Annotated in this window: 14 protein-coding genes; 5 read left to right on the top strand and 9 right to left on the bottom strand. The window is 63.3% G+C overall.

Translation table 11 applies throughout. The features are described 5' to 3' along the window. Positions 1 to 66: 66 nt before the first annotated feature. On the top strand, positions 67 to 942 hold the full coding sequence (locus ASD01_RS01000) for a 50S ribosomal protein L11 methyltransferase (RefSeq protein WP_034792526.1): 876 nt from the start codon (positions 67 to 69) through the stop codon (positions 940 to 942). Positions 943 to 952: 10 nt separating this feature from the next. On the opposite strand, the gene ASD01_RS00995 is transcribed toward ASD01_RS01000, so the two are convergent. Then, the gene (locus ASD01_RS00995) at positions 953 to 1408 is read right to left on the bottom strand and encodes a hypothetical protein (protein ID WP_051659252.1); all 456 of its coding nucleotides are present in this window, start codon (positions 1406 to 1408) and stop codon (positions 953 to 955) included. A 551-nt stretch (positions 1409 to 1959) separates the two neighbouring features. Between ASD01_RS00995 and ASD01_RS00990 the strand changes: the two genes are divergently transcribed. Continuing rightward, positions 1960 to 3795, top strand: a complete 1836-nt coding sequence (locus ASD01_RS00990; RefSeq protein WP_034792524.1) for an aminopeptidase P family protein — start codon at positions 1960 to 1962, stop codon at positions 3793 to 3795. 121 nt (positions 3796 to 3916) lie between these two features. On the opposite strand, the gene ASD01_RS00985 is transcribed toward ASD01_RS00990, so the two are convergent. From ASD01_RS00985 to panC, 5 genes are all read right to left on the bottom strand, one after another. Beyond that, positions 3917 to 4156, bottom strand: a complete 240-nt coding sequence (locus tag ASD01_RS00985; RefSeq protein WP_034792522.1) for a hypothetical protein — start codon at positions 4154 to 4156, stop codon at positions 3917 to 3919. A gap of 182 nt (positions 4157 to 4338) precedes the next feature. Further along, the gene (locus ASD01_RS00980) at positions 4339 to 4653 is read right to left on the bottom strand and encodes an AzlD family protein (protein WP_034792520.1); all 315 of its coding nucleotides are present in this window, start codon (positions 4651 to 4653) and stop codon (positions 4339 to 4341) included. Between the two features lie 2 nt (positions 4654 to 4655). After that, positions 4656 to 5372 carry an AzlC family ABC transporter permease gene (locus ASD01_RS00975; protein WP_034792518.1) on the bottom strand — a complete coding sequence of 239 codons (717 nt, stop codon included), beginning with the start codon at positions 5370 to 5372 and terminating at the stop codon, positions 4656 to 4658. Between the two features lie 210 nt (positions 5373 to 5582). Then, positions 5583 to 6404 carry a 3-methyl-2-oxobutanoate hydroxymethyltransferase gene (gene panB / locus ASD01_RS00970; protein WP_034792516.1) on the bottom strand — a complete coding sequence of 274 codons (822 nt, stop codon included), beginning with the start codon at positions 6402 to 6404 and terminating at the stop codon, positions 5583 to 5585. A 1-nt stretch (position 6405) separates the two neighbouring features. Next, a complete protein-coding gene (panC, locus tag ASD01_RS00965; protein WP_034792514.1) occupies positions 6406 to 7281 on the bottom strand; it encodes a pantoate--beta-alanine ligase in 876 nt (291 codons plus the stop codon). Between the two features lie 249 nt (positions 7282 to 7530). Between panC and ASD01_RS00960 the strand changes: the two genes are divergently transcribed. The 3 genes from ASD01_RS00960 to ASD01_RS00950 all read left to right on the top strand — a co-directional run bounded on the left by ASD01_RS00960 (position 7531) and on the right by ASD01_RS00950 (position 9418). After that, positions 7531 to 7830, top strand: a complete 300-nt coding sequence (locus tag ASD01_RS00960) for a hypothetical protein (RefSeq protein ID WP_034792512.1) — start codon at positions 7531 to 7533, stop codon at positions 7828 to 7830. Between the two features lie 320 nt (positions 7831 to 8150). After that, entirely contained in the window at positions 8151 to 8561 is a 411-nt protein-coding gene (locus ASD01_RS00955; protein ID WP_034793603.1) for a VOC family protein, read from the top strand. Between the two features lie 203 nt (positions 8562 to 8764). After that, positions 8765 to 9418, top strand: coding sequence for a CatB-related O-acetyltransferase (locus tag ASD01_RS00950; protein WP_060528756.1), 654 nt, complete (start codon positions 8765 to 8767; stop codon positions 9416 to 9418). Between the two features lie 34 nt (positions 9419 to 9452). On the opposite strand, the gene ligA is transcribed toward ASD01_RS00950, so the two are convergent. The 3 genes from ligA to recN form a co-directional block, all read right to left on the bottom strand. Beyond that, positions 9453 to 11606: an NAD-dependent DNA ligase LigA gene (ligA, locus tag ASD01_RS00945; RefSeq protein ID WP_060528755.1), complete on the bottom strand. Its 2154-nt coding sequence runs from the start codon at positions 11604 to 11606 to the stop codon at positions 9453 to 9455. A gap of 75 nt (positions 11607 to 11681) precedes the next feature. Beyond that, positions 11682 to 12671 (bottom strand): hypothetical protein, encoded by a 990-nt coding sequence (locus ASD01_RS00940; protein ID WP_060643522.1) that lies wholly within the window; start codon positions 12669 to 12671, stop codon positions 11682 to 11684. Positions 12672 to 12830: 159 nt separating this feature from the next. After that, entirely contained in the window at positions 12831 to 14504 is a 1674-nt protein-coding gene (recN, locus tag ASD01_RS00935) for a DNA repair protein RecN (protein ID WP_034792506.1), read from the bottom strand. Positions 14505 to 14533: the final 29 nt, after the last annotated feature.

Here is a 14533-nt window from a genome sequence, read left to right as displayed (position 1 = left end):
ACGCTTGAGCGCACCCCTTTCAGGGCTTGGTGCGGGCGGCGGATTTGCCAGCCGAAGGACGGACCCTTGAGCGAGATCAGACTTTTCGTCACCACCACCGAGAAGCAGGCGGAAGCCGTGCTCGACCGCATGAGCGAGGTCTTCGGCGAAGAGGACTATGCCATCGGCACGACGGAAGTCGACGAGAAGCGCGACATCTGGGAAGCCTCGATCTACATGATGATGGTCGACGAGGAGAGCGTGGGCGAACGTCTCACCGAAGCGCTCTCTGAAAACTTCGCTCATCTCCCGATCGAGCGCGAAGTGCTGCCGGATATCGACTGGATCGCCAAGTCACTCGAGGGCCTGGCGCCGGTGCGCGCCGGTCGCTTCGTCGTGCACGGCTCGCATGACCGCGACAAGGTCAAGACCGGCGAAATCGCCATCGAGATCGACGCCGGCCAGGCCTTCGGCACCGGCCATCACGGCACCACCGCCGGCTGCCTCGAAGTGCTGGCGACCGTCGCGCGCACCCGCACCGTGCGCAACGTGCTCGATCTCGGCACCGGCAGCGGCGTGCTGGCGATCGCCGCCTGGAAACTGATGCACGTGCCGGTCCTTGCCACCGACATCGACCCGATCGCCACCCGCGTCGCCGAAGAAAACGCCCGGGTCAACGGCGTCGTTACCGGCATGACCTTTGCGACCGCCCCTGGCTTTCATTCGACGGCCTTCAGCACCAACGGCCCCTTCGATCTAATCATCGCCAACATCCTCGCCCGCCCCTTGATGAAGATGGCGCCGCAGCTCGTCGCCAACCTCGCCCCCGGCGGCTCGGTGATCCTCTCGGGCATCCTTGCCGAACAGCGCTGGAAAGTGCTCGCCCATTACAACGGCCAGCACCTGCGCCACGTGCGCACCATCTGGCGCAACGGCTGGGTAACGATCCATCTGGAGAAGTGAGGCCCGGCCGCTAATCTTGCGTGACCATGACATCCTCAATTAATGTCGTCGGCGTTCCACGCGCAAACAACCAATCCCGCGCCAGGCATTCGAAGGTGTCGTCGCGAAGATAGAACAGGAAATGCCTGTTCGCCGTCTCCGGCATGGGTGCCGGGCGCCAGCTCGATACCTGGTCGCGCAGCGGATCGTCGCCCACCAACTCGTAAAACTCACCCCACTTGGGAGCGAGCCTGCTGTAACGGCATTGGCCGCGAAACCAACCCTCGTCATTGGTCGCTCCGAGTCGCCAGGCTTGGCATCCGCCGAACGTGAGATAACCGATCTCATCCTCGCGCGCCGGATGCCCCCAAAGAGCCAGCCGAAAGCAAAGCTGGATTAGGCTTCCTGCCGCGCGGACTTCCACCGCCGGAACATTCGGATCAGCGTTCCAGTTTTCGTTGAGTTGTATGAAGCTCAAGCTTGGCAAGCGAACTACCTCACGACCGTATCGATTCGGCTGGAATGATACTTCTTGCCGTGACCAACCAAACCGAAAAACGAAAAGGCCGCCTCGTCCATCATGACGGGCGGCCTTTCGAAACTAAGGCGATGCCAGAGGCATCGCCTGCTGGTTGGCTTGTGGCCAACCATGCCCGCGAGCCTGAGGAGGAGGAGTGCTCGAGCGGGCGTCTACCGTTCCGAAGCTGACCACCCTTGAGGGAGGAGGAGAACAGAGTGACCAACTATTCTCGGAACCGCAGCTTTTTGAACCACCGGATGTTTGTCCGTGTTCGTTGAGGCGGCTTATAAACTATTATTCCGATAGAGAAAGAGTTTTTTGAGCATGGGTGCCATGCGCTGAGCGCATATGTATGGTAAATGAGCAATTGCCCTCCTATCAGGGTGCAACCGCAGCGTTGCGCGGACCGGGAATCAGGCCACCATGCAGGATATCGCCTCTTTCCCGGCAAGGGCGATTTCCGCTAACATAGCCCATCTTTTCCCGCGGTTTGCCGCTCAATCTACCGGAATTCCCTCATGTTTCAGTCATTTGAAGTCACCTCCACGCCGCAGTTCGGCAAGGAGCGCACCGAAGCCCTGCGCGCGTCCTTCGCAGCCCTCGGCATCGACGGCTTTCTCGTGCCGCGCGCGGACGAGTTCCAGGGCGAGTATGTGCCGGCCTCCTCCGAGCGCCTGTCCTGGCTCACCGGCTTTACCGGCTCGGCCGGCGTCGCCCTCATCACGCGGCGTGAAGCGGTCGTCTTCGTCGATGGCCGCTACGTCACGCAGTTGAAGGAGCAGGTCGACGGCGCGGTCTTTACTGGTGGCGACCTCATCGGCGAGCCGCCGCATCTCTGGTTGGAAAACCATGGAGCCAAGGGCTTCAAGCTCGGCATCGATCCCTGGGTCCACACCGGCGCCGAAGTGCGCCGGCTGGAAAAGGCGCTCGCTTCCCTCGGCGGTTCGCTCGTCTTCCTCGATCACAACCCGCTCGACAGGATCTGGACGAACCGTCCGGCTGCCCCGCTCGGGAAGGTGACGATCCAGCCGATCGAACATGCGGGCACGCTTGCCAAGGACAAGATCGCGACGATCGCAGCCGGCCTTTCCAAGACGGGCGCCGAAGCCGTCGTGCTGACCGACCCCTCCTCCGTCGCCTGGACATTCAACATCCGCGGGTCCGACGTGCCGCACACGCCGCATCCGCTGGCCCGCGCCATCATCCACGCCGACGGCCGCGCCGAACTTTTCCTCGACAAGCGCAAGACCGGCATCGAGCAGGAGGCCTACCTCACCCAGATCGCCGACATCGTCGCACCGTCGACCTTCGACGACCGTCTGCGGGCTCTCGGCACCGCCGGCGCCTCCGTCATGATCGATCCCGATCTCGCCTCCTTCGCCATTTCCGAACTGATCCGCGCCAAGGGCGGCAAGGTCGTCGAAGCGGTCGATCCCGCCCGCCTGCCCCGCGCCCAGAAGAACACGGCCGAGATGGAAGGCTCGAGCCGCGCCCATCTGCAGGATGGTGCGGCCATGGTCGAGTTCCTCGCCTGGCTCGACAGCCAACAGCCCGGCACAGTCACCGAGATCGGTGCCACCAACCAGCTGGAAGCTGCCCGCGCCACCGTCGGCGAGCGCATGCAGAACCCGCTAAAGGACATCTCCTTCGACACCATCTCCGGCGCCGGCGCGCACGCGGCGATCATGCACTACCGCGTCACCACGGCCACCGACCAGGCAATCGAAGCGGGCACCATGTTCCTGATCGATTCCGGCGCGCAGTATATCAACGGCACCACCGACATCACCCGCACGGTGGCCGTCGGCGCCGTGCCTGAAGAGCAGAAACGCTTCTTCACCCTGGTGCTGAAGGGCATGATCGCCATCAGCACGGCGCGCTTCCCCAAGGGCTCGCGTGGCGTGGATCTCGACCCCTTGGCGCGCATCGCGCTCTGGAAGGCGGGCGCCGACTATGCCCACGGCACCGGCCACGGCGTCGGCTCCTATCTCTCGGTGCATGAAGGCCCGCAGCGCATCGCCCGTCTTTCGACGCAGGAACTGCTGGCCGGCATGATCCTTTCCAACGAGCCCGGCTACTACCGCCCCGGCGCCTTCGGCATCCGCATCGAGAACCTCATCGTGGTGCAGCCGGCAACGATGGTTGATGGCGGCGACCTGCCGATGCTCGGCTTCGACACGATCACCTACTGCCCGATCGATCGCCGCCTGGTGCTGCCGGCGCTTCTGACCGACGAGGAACTCGCCTGGCTCAACGCCTATCACGCCGAGACGCGCGAAAAGTTGATGCCGCTGCTGGCCAGCGACGAGACGCGCGCCTGGCTGAAGGCCGCAACGGAAGCGCTGTCGCGCTGAGTCATGCTCTCTGCTGGGCTCCTGCTGTCGCGGGAGCCCATAAAACGAGCCGTCGCGCAGCCGATAGCGTGCTGCGCCCTCACCCGCCAGACCTTGGTCTCCGGACGTCCTGGTCTCTCGTTCAGATGCCCAGAAGCTTCTTCGCTTCGCCAAGCGTTGCCTCCGAGGCGGCGTGATCGCCAGCCTGGTGCTGTGCCTCACCCTTGGTGCGCAACTCCTTGACCTTGGCCATGTCGGCATCGGACAAGGAAGCGGTCTGCATGGCTGCATCGATCGCCTTCATCATGGTCGGGCATTGATTGGCAAAGGCCGTTGCCGGCGCTAGCGCCAGCAAAAGGGCAATAGAGATCCTGGTCAACATGGTCGCTCCTCCACTGCCGGGAGGCTTCATGCTGCGGTGACGTCGTACGCCACCTAACGAGGGGGGATATGTCCTGCCTCTCCGGCAACGGCAGAGATGATAGTCCAGGATGCGCGCGCCGCCAATCGAAACGGGCGCAACACATCCGTCCACGGCTTCGCACACCGCCGCGGACGGGCGTCCTACATCACCAGATGCCGGATCACCATGACCACCACCCAGCCGATGACGAGCATACGCAGTGTTGAGAGATTCAGCCCGAGCGCGATGGCAAAGGCGACGAACATGGCGATCGTCACGTCGAGCCCGCCATAGACGAAGGCCGGCGCCACCAGCGTCGTCAGAACGGCTGCGGGAACGGCGTTGAGCGCCGCCTCCAGCCGCGGCGGGATCTCTTTCATCTGGGTGATCAGGATATAGCCGCCGACACGCGTCAGGAAGGTCGCAACGGCCGCCGCGATGATCAGGTAGATGAGGTTCAGGTGTTGCGGATCCATGTTCACGCCTCCTTCTCGACACCCGTCGGTGCCACTGCCCGCTCGCTTGGCGGCAGACAGGCGGCAAGAATGATGCCGGCTAGTGCTCCGATGCTGACATGCCATGGCGAGCCGACGAAATGCATGCCGGCGACGGATGCAAGCCCCGAGACGATGACGATCGGCAGGAACCGGTCACGCTTGCGGAAGCCCATGACGAGACCCATGAAATAGACCGGCAGCAGGACATCAAGGCCGATCGCCTTGGGGTCACCGATCATCTGCCCGAAGATCGCGCCGACCAGCGTGTTGATGATCCACGGGATGTAGATCACGAGACCGAAGCCGAGATACCAGGCAAAGGTGATCGGCAAGCCGCGCTCGCCGCGCTTTTCGGTCTCGGCATATTGCGGATCGACCAGCAGGAAGAATGCGAGGAACTTCTGCCCGAAGGTGAAGTGCCGGACATATTTGGCGATCGAGGCCGAATAGAGCACGTGGCGGAAGTTGACCGCAAAGACGGAGAGCACCACCAGCCAGGGCTGGACGTGATTGCCGAAGAGCTCGATGCCGACCATCTGGCTAGCGCCGGCATAGACGGTCGCGCTCATGAACACCGCATCGGCAATGGTGAAGCCATTGTCGACCGCAAGCGCCCCGAACAGCGCACCGAAGGGCGATGCTGCCAGCATGATGGGAAAGCCGCCGCGGACCCCTTCCCAGAATTCATCTTTTTTCATGGAAACCTCCGCCGGCCGAGGCGATGACGCGCCATGCGGCCGGTGCCGGACTGATAGGCGCTTGCGCCCCCGGCAACAATTCAAATGCGCTGATACAATGATTGAATTTTATGATGCCTCGGCGAACGAGGCTTGAACAAAAGGCGCACCGATCAGGAAAACGATGCGCTTTATCGCTTGGAATAAGCGCCGGCGCGGGCCAGCCGCCCCTTACTTCTTGACCTGGAACGTATGCTCGATGCCGGGGAACGTGCGCGCCTTCACCTCGTTCGCATACTCCTCGGCAGCCTTCGAGATCGCCGGCGCCAACTCGGCAAAATGCTTGACGAAGCGTGGCTTGAAGTCGTTGAAGAGGCCGAGCATGTCGTCGGAGACGAGGATCTGGCCGTCGCAGGCAGGCGACGCGCCGATGCCGATCGTCGGCGAGCGCAGCTCCGCGGTAATGTCGCGGGCCACCGGCTCGACCGTGCCCTCGATGACGATGCCAAACGCTCCGGCATCGTCGATCGCCTTGGCGTCGCGGCGGATCTTTGCCACTTCCTTGTCGTTGCGGCCGACCGAGCGATAACCGCCGGTCGTGTTGACGAGCTGCGGCATCAAGCCGACATGGCCGAGCACCGGAATGCCGCGGCTGACGAGAAACTCGACCGTCTCGGCCATCTCCGCCCCGCCCTCGAGTTTCACTGCGCTGCAGCCGGTTTCCTTGAGGATACGCGCCGCACTGCGGAACGCCTGCTCCTTCGATTCCTGGTAGGAGCCGAAGGGCATGTCGATGACGACGCAGGCCTGCTGCGAGCCGCGCATGACCGCTTGGCCATGGGCGATCATCATTTCCAGCGTCACGCCGACGGTCGTGTCGAGGCCATAGAGCACCATGCCGACGGAATCGCCGACCAGCAGAAAGTCCACATGCGGATCGAGCAGCCGCGCAATCGGCGTCGTATAGGCCGTGAGGCTGACGATCGGGCGCTCGCCCTTCAGCGCTTCGATGTTGGCGGGGCTGAGCCGGCGCTTGGCGGTCTGCACGCTCATGTCAGGCAACCTTTGCAAATGATGCGGATTTCGGGGCGATCACGCGATTGTCGAGCAGCTTCGTCGTGCCGAAGCGGACGAAGAGCAGAAGCAGCACCGGCCGGTCGCCGATCGTTTCGATCGTCTCCAGCGTCTCGGGATCGCGCACCGCTACGACCTCGGGCTTCGCCAAGGGCTCGCTCGCCAGAAACTCGGTCACGGCCTTTTCGAGTTCGACGACATCGCTGACGCCGGAGGCAACGAGGTGCTGCGCCTCATCCAGCGCCTTCGGCACGATCGCCGCGGCACGCCGCTCTTCGGCCGTCAGGTAGACATTGCGCGACGAGCAGGCGAGCCCGTCGGCCTCGCGCACCGTCGGCACGCCGATCACGGTCACCGGCTGGGCGAGATCGTCCACCATGCGGCGGATGATCTGCAGCTGCTGGAAATCCTTCTCGCCGAAATAGGCGCGATCGGGCCCAACGATGTTGAAGAGCTTGGTGACGACGGTGGCAACACCGGCGAAATGACCGGGGCGCACGGAGCCCTCGAGCTCGCTGCCAAGCGTCGGCACGTCGACGACCGTCTCCATCGGCCGCGGATACATGTCGGCAACACCCGGCGCAAACAGATAGTCGACGCTGCCCGCTTCGAGCATCGCCTGGTCGCGGGCGAGATCGCGCGGATACTTGGAAAGATCCTCGTTGGCGCCGAACTGCAGCGGATTGACGAAGATGCTGGCGACGACGACGTCGTTTTCCTCGCGGGCCCGGCGCATCAGCTCCATATGGCCGACATGCAGGTAGCCCATGGTCGGCACGAAGCCGACCGTCTTGCCGGCGCGTCTATGCTCGGCAAGCGCTGCACGCAGCTCGGCGATGGTGGTGAAAGTCTTCATCTCCGGACCCTCCAATCCGCGCCGGCGCCCTGCCCTTTGGGATGCTGGCGCGCTGCCTTCGCAGATGGCCGCGCCCTGCTCCGCGAAAAGGCATTTGCATAAAATTCGGCTGCAATCCTCTATCTTGTGCAGCGCAAAAAAACAATCGGATTGATGACAGCTTGGTGACGCTCAGCCGCGCTTGACTTCCACCGGCAGCCTGTCACGGTTGGCGATCGATGCCACCTGCAACCCACGCTGGAGAGCAAGATGAAACCCTGCCTGCGCCTTCTCGGCGTTCTCGTCCCGACGCTTGCCTTCGCCACTGCGGCCGAAGCAAAAATCCCGCTGGTCAACGCCACCTGCCCCGGCAAGATCGAGGTCCATGCCGACGAAGGCGGCCCGATCTACATCAACGGCAAGGAAGCCAAGCTCAAGGTGTTCAACGAGAACTACTACGAAGCGCACGGCGCCGGCGTCACCATCTCGCTCAGCATCAATCCTGACGGCTCGCCGAGCGTGTCCTACACCGGCAAGGGCGGCGCCAACGGCGTGTGCACCGTGAAGTGACAATAACATCGAGCAGCGGCGCGCGCCCTTGGGGCCGCTCGCAGTCGCTAGCACCGTCGATCCTATTTGCAGCATCGAAGCAGGTCTCGCTCCGCTTGAAGACCTGTAGTTGCACCCCACATCAGCCCGGCTCAAAAAATCTTTGAGCCGGTGTCGGGATCGTCGACCGGCATTCGTCCTTAGGGCAACTCCAGGAAAAGTGCGACGCGGTTTTCCGTCCGGAGTTGCGCCAATCAAAGAGTTGGATCGCTTCGCGGTTTCGCCGAAACAACGAAGTGATCAGATCCGTAAAACACGAAATCCATTCCAAGGAGCATTTCATGCGCATGATTTTCGTAAATCTGCCGGTCAAGGATCTGAAGGCCTCGCGCGCGTTCTTCGCCGCCCTCGGCTTCACCTTCAACGAGCAGTTCTCCGACGACACCGCCGCCTGCACGGTGATCTCGGACAATATTTTCGTCATGCTTCTGACCGAGCCGAAGTTCCGCGACTTCATCACCGGCGAGATCAGCGACGCCCGGAAAGGAACCGAGGTCATTACCGCCCTTTCCGCGTCCAGCCGCGCTGAATGCGACGACATGCTCGCCAAGGCGCTCGCTGGCGGCGCCAAGCCCTGGAAGCCGGCGCTCGACTACGGCTTCATGTACGGCATTTCCTTCCAGGACCTCGACGGTCACGTCTGGGAATTCATGTGGATGGACCAGGAAGCCGCCCAGCAGCAGGCCTCCTGATCTCGCGCAGTGCCCCGAACTTTGCGCCTGCCGCCAAAAGCGGCGGGCGTTTTTGTGTGATGGAGTGATCGCAGTGCCCGCCAAAGCTTCCGGTCGGCGCCCGATTTGAGAAGAAAGCGACCGGTGAATCCGATAGTTGGGACGGGATACGAATGGCGAGCGACGCGCAGCTTCGCTTGCAAGCATTGAGAATGAGGAACCCCATGTCCACGAAGGTCGAAGCCAAGCATTGGTCCAAGGTCGAGCTCTTGCATGAGACAGTGCGCAACCCGAACATTCACGTGCGCGGCAGCAACAGCTACTACAGCAACGCCTGGACCGGATCCTTCGAGGAAAGTGTCGTTCGCTACCTCTATGGCGACGAATACAGCCTCAGGGCCTGGGAACCGCAATGGCCAATCGATCAACTGCTGATCGGCGACTATGTCGCGATTGGCGCCGAGGCGGTGATCCTCATGGGCGGCAACCACACCCATCGCACCGATTGGGTGAGCCTCTATCCCTTCCTCGATGTGATCGGCGAAGCCTATGTCGGCAAGGGCGACACCGTCATCGGCGACGGCGCCTGGATCGGCATGCGCGCCATGATCATGCCGGGTGTGACGCTCGGCGAAGGCGCCGTCATCGCGTCGGGTGCCATCGTGACGAAGGACGTTGCGCCCTACACCATCGTTGCGGGGAACCCTGCCCGCCCCGTGCGCCAGCGTTTCCCCGCGACCGATGTCGAGACGCTGATTGCGCTCGGCATCTACCAGTGGGAACGGTCAAAGTTCGACGCATTGCGCCGTTTCATCTGCGCCGACGATATTGCCGCCCTGAAAGCCGCCTCCGAAGAGTACGACAGCAGGCAGGCGTAACGACGCTCTGCCGATTGCATGCAACCGGCGGGGATTACCCGCCGATCAGCGCCAGCCACTCGTCCTCGTCCATGGTCGCGACGCCGAGTTCGCGGGCCTTGTCGAGCTTGGAGCCGGCACCCGGTCCGGCAACGACGATGTCGGTCTTCTTCGACACGGAACCTGCCACCTTGGCGCCGAGGCTCTCGGCCTTGGCCTTGGCTTCATCGCGCGTCATCTTTTCGAGCGAACCGGTGAAGACGACAGTCTTGCCGGCGACCGGGCTGTTTGAGGCAACCGGTGCTTCCGCTGCCTCCGGCGTCACCTCCAACAACAGCCGGGTGACGACTTCGAGGTTGCGCGGCTCCTTGTAGAACTCGACGATGGCACGGGCGACCACCTCGCCGATGCCGTCGATGCTGTTGAGTTCATTCCAGGCGTCGCCCGTAAACGTCGACGCGTCGCGCATCGCCTCGCCGAAGTGCTCGTAGGTGCCATAGGAACGCGCCAGCAGCTTTGCCGTCGTCTCGCCCACATGGCGAATGCCGAGCGCATAGATGAAACGCTGCAGCGCGATCGAACGGCGCGTATTGATGGCGTCGTAAAGCTTGCGCACGCTGACGCGGCCGAAGCCGTCGATGTTTTCGAGCTTGGTGAGCGACGCCTCCTGGCGTTTCTCCAGCGTGAAGATATCCGGCGCCGTGCGGATCATCAGCGTCGGGTCTTCGCTTTCGAAGAAGAACTCGATCTGCTTCGAACCGAGGCCCTCGATGTCGTAGGCGTTGCGCGAGACGAAGTGCTTCAGGTGCTCGACGGCCTGCGCGCGGCAGACGAAACCGCCGGTGCAGCGGCGCACCGCATCTACTTTGCCGGTCTTCTCGTTGATGTCGCGCACCGCATGGCTGCCGCAGACCGGGCATGTGGTCGGGAAGCGATAGGGCTCGCTCCCCGCCTTGCGCTCGTCCATGACCACGTCGACGATCTGTGGAATGACGTCGCCGGCGCGCTGGACGATCACCATGTCGCCGATGCGGATGTCGCGGCCCTCGCGGATCGCCTCGCCCGAATTACCGAGACCCTTGATGTAATCCTCGTTGTGCAGCGTCGCGTTGGTGACGACGACGCCACCGACCGTGATCGGCTCAAGGCGTGCCACCGGCGTCAGCGCGCCGGTACGGCCGACCTGGATGTCGATCGCCGTCAGCCGGGTGAAGGCCTGCTCGGCAGGAAACTTGTGCGCGGTTGCCCAGCGCGGCGAGCGCGAACGGAAGCCGAGGCGGGCCTGCAGGTCGAGCCGGTCGACCTTGTAGACGACGCCGTCGATATCGTAGTCGAGATCCGGCCGTTCGCGCTCGATGTGGTGGTAATGCTCCAGCAGCGCGTCGGCCGAGGAGAGCCGCTGCATCAGCGGGTTAACCGGGAAGCCCCAGCTCTTGAACACCTCGACCATGCCCATCTGCGTGTCGGCGGGCATTTCCGAGATCTCGCCCCAGGCATAGGCAAAGAAACGCAGCTTGCGGCTCSCCGTCACCTTGGCGTCGAGCTGGCGCAGCGAGCCCGAAGCGGTGTTGCGCGGGTTGACATAGAGCGGCTTGCCGAGCGCCGCCATCTCGGCGTTGAGCGCGGCAAAGTCCGATTTCGCCATATAGATTTCGCCGCGCACCTCGACGACATCGGGCGCACCTGCCGGCAGCGTCTGCGGGATCATGCCGATGGTGCGGATATTGGCGGTGACGTTTTCGCCAGTCGTGCCGTCGCCGCGGGTCGCGGCCGTCACCAGCCGGCGGTTCTCATAGCGCAGCGACATGGAGAGCCCGTCGATCTTCGGCTCGGCGGTAAAGGCGATGGAGTTGTCCGGCAATTGGCCGAGGAAACGATAGACCGAGGCGACGAAATCGCGCGCGTCCTCGTCGGAAAACGTGTTGTCAAGCGACAGCATCGGCCGGGCGTGCACGACCGGCTGGAAGGTGACGGAGGGTGCAGCACCCACCTTCTTCGAGGGGCTGTCGTCGCGGATGAGTACCGGAAAGCGCTGCTCGATCGCGTCGTTGCGCCGCTTCAGCGCGTCATAGTCCGCATCCGAAATCTCCGGCGCGTCCTGGCCATGATAAAGCGCGTCATGGCGCGCAAGCTCGGCCGCGAGAAAGGCAAGCTCTTCGGCCGCTTCCGTTTCATTGAGATTCTCGACGGGTTTCAATTCTTGGGACATGCGCGACGACTCCGGATTCGAAGTCGTTTTGTAGAGCAACTGATGGGAAAGAAAAGACCGTCCGGCGCCGTCGGCTCACGCGCCAATGGCATTGACGGCCCCCGGCGCGAGCCCGACAAGCGGCCTGACATCCAGTTCGCACCAGCGTTCATAGCGCCTCTGATAACGGCAGCGGATGGCCTCGAGATCCTTTTTCTGGACACCACGCTTGCAGTAGATCCATTTGCCTTCCGCCTGGCCACGCATCACCCGGCTCACCGGCTGCAGACCGAACATCTTCAGGATCGCGGCCCCGCCCTTGTCCCAGCCGATGCTGTAGATGTCGATGCCGTCGGGCGGGAACGTGTGGTGTTCGAGGATCGCCGAAACCGTCGCCCAGACGAGAATGCCGTTCTGCCTGCGGCGCTCGGCGCGCATGGAATCGAGCAGGAAGCTCATATTGAGGATGGTCGCGAGATAGACGACCTTCGCCTTTCGCGCCTGCGGATGGGCAAGCAGCCCGCTCGCCAGCAGGTTGCCGAAGGCATAATGCCCCTGCAGGAACAGCTTGAAGTGGTTCTTCTCGAAGGCGTAGTAGTCGATGAAGCCGAAGATGTTGCCGTCGAGGTCCTGCAGGCAGATCAGGCTGTAGGGGTCGGAATGGAACGCCCTCATATCCTCTTCGGGATCGATCGCGCCGCTGCGAAACACATCCTGTGCCTTGCGGACCACCTCATAGGCAACCGCCGTCGGCGCCGGGACGCGGACAAGATAGGAACGGTCCCCGTGCGCACAGGGCGCCACAAGCGCCAATGGCGTGACTTCGTCCGCGTTCGGCGGCTGAGGATCGGCCTCCTCCTCCGCCAGCCCGACCTGCGAGGCGTGTCGCAGCCTTGCGACAAGAGTTGCTGCAGTCACGGCGATCGCAATGCACGCGAACACCCCGAAGCCACCCAGTTCCTGGTTCGCTTCCTTTATCGTCAGGATAAGGCCGGCATAGGCGAGCGCGATGAGCAGGATCAGTTCCGGATGCGCACGCATCTGCGCAAACCGGATCTCCAGTCTATGCTCAAGTTTCTCCCACATGCCCGAAGTGCCCCAACCGCAGAGGAAATAGAACACGGGTGCAGCGGCGCAACAATTCAACCAAAAGGCTTAGGAAGCCCAAGACCGTGGGTTCAGATGAACATTCTGAGGACATCGCATCCTTCAGCCGCCAATGCTTCCACTTGGCGCCAGGATGATCTAGCCGTTGCCGGAAAGCAAGCGAGCGGCAGCCGCCCTCGCCTCTTCGGTGATCGAGGCGCCGGCAAGCATGCGGGCGATTTCCTCGGTGCGCGCCTTGTCGTCCATGCGGGCGACACGGGTGGAAATCATCTCGGCCTTCTCGGTCGAAGGACCCTTGGAGATCAGAAGATGCGTTGCCGCACGGGCCGCGACCTGCGGCGCGTGGGTGACGGAGAGCACCTGCACCGTTGCCGAGAGCCGCTTCAGCCGCTGGCCGATAGCATCGGCCACCGCACCGCCGACACCGGTGTCGATTTCATCAAAGACGAGCGTCGGCGCCGAGCCGCGATCGGCAAGCGCCACCTTCAGCGCCAGCAGGAAGCGCGAAAGTTCGCCGCCGGAAGCCACCTTCATGATCGGGCCCGGCCGCGTGCCGGGGTTGGTCTGGACGTGGAACTCGACGAGGTCGATACCGTCGACCGTCGGCAGCGACGGATCGCTTTGCACCTCGACCATGAAGCGTGCCCGCTCGAGCTTCAACGCCGGCAGTTCGGCCATGACAGCGTCGGAAAGCGCGGTCGCGGTATGGCGACGCTTTTCGGAGAGCGAGCGCGCCGAAGCGTCGAACGCCACCCGCGCCACGCCGACTTGTGCATCGAGCTGCTTCAACTTTTCCTCGCCGGCATCGAGATCGGCGAGATCGGAAATCATGCGAACGGCGAGTGCCGGCAGTTCCGTGACCGGAACCGAATATTTGCGGCTGGCGGCGCGCAGCGCGAACAGCCGCTCCTCCACCCGCTCCAGTTCCTTCGGATCGAACTCCGTGTTGCGCAACGCCCGCTCGACCGACATCTGCGCGTCCGAAAGCTGGTTGAGCGCACCGTCGAGCAACTCGACCGTTTCTTCGAGCAGGCCCGGCGCCTCCTGGCTCTTGCGCTCGAGACGGCGCACGAGTGAGGCGATCAGCGGAACCGGCGAAGCGTTGCCGTTCAGGAACTCCGAGGCCTCGTTGATGTCGCCGGCGATGCGCTCGGCCTTCATCATCCGCGCCCGGTTCTCGGCAAGCTCGTCCTCTTCGCCGTCGCGGGGGCTGAGCTTCTCCAGTTCTTCGACCGAAGACCGAAGGTAGTCCGCCTCGCGCGCGGCCGCCTCGACCCGCTCGCGGTGCTTCTTCAGGCCGCGCTCGGCATCCTTCCAGGCGCGATAGAGTTCGCTCACATGCGCCGCTTCTTCGGCGGTGCCACCGAAGGCGTCGAGAAGCGTGCGGTGCGCGTCGATATCGACGAGCGCGCGGTCGTCGTGCTGTCCGTGAATTTCGACCAGCATCTGGCCAAGCTGGCGCATCAGCTGGACGCTGATCGGCTGGTCGTTGACATAGGCCTTGGTGCGGCCGTCGGCCGACTGCACGCGACGAAAGATCAGGTCGCCGTCGTCGTCGATGCCGTTTTCCCTGAGCATCAGCCGCGCCGAATGCCCCATCGGCACGTCGAAGACCGCCGTCACCTGCCCCTTGTCGGAACCGTGGCGAACGAGCGAGCCATCGCCGCGCCCGCCAAGGGCGAGCGACAGGCTGTCGAGAAGGATGGACTTGCCGGCCCCGGTTTCACCGGTCAGCACCGAGAGCCCGGCGTCGAAATTGAGATCGAGCCGTTCAATCAGGACGATATCGCGGATCGAAAGCTGGGCAAGCATCCGGGGTTATATCTTCCTTGAAGGGCGCC

The sequence above is a fragment of the Ensifer sp. Root423 genome, from assembly GCF_001426275.1.
GTDB lineage: Bacteria > Pseudomonadota > Alphaproteobacteria > Rhizobiales > Rhizobiaceae > Ensifer > Ensifer adhaerens.
The sequence above is the reverse complement of the archived record's forward strand: the minus strand, read 5'-3'. Positions and strand labels throughout refer to the sequence as shown.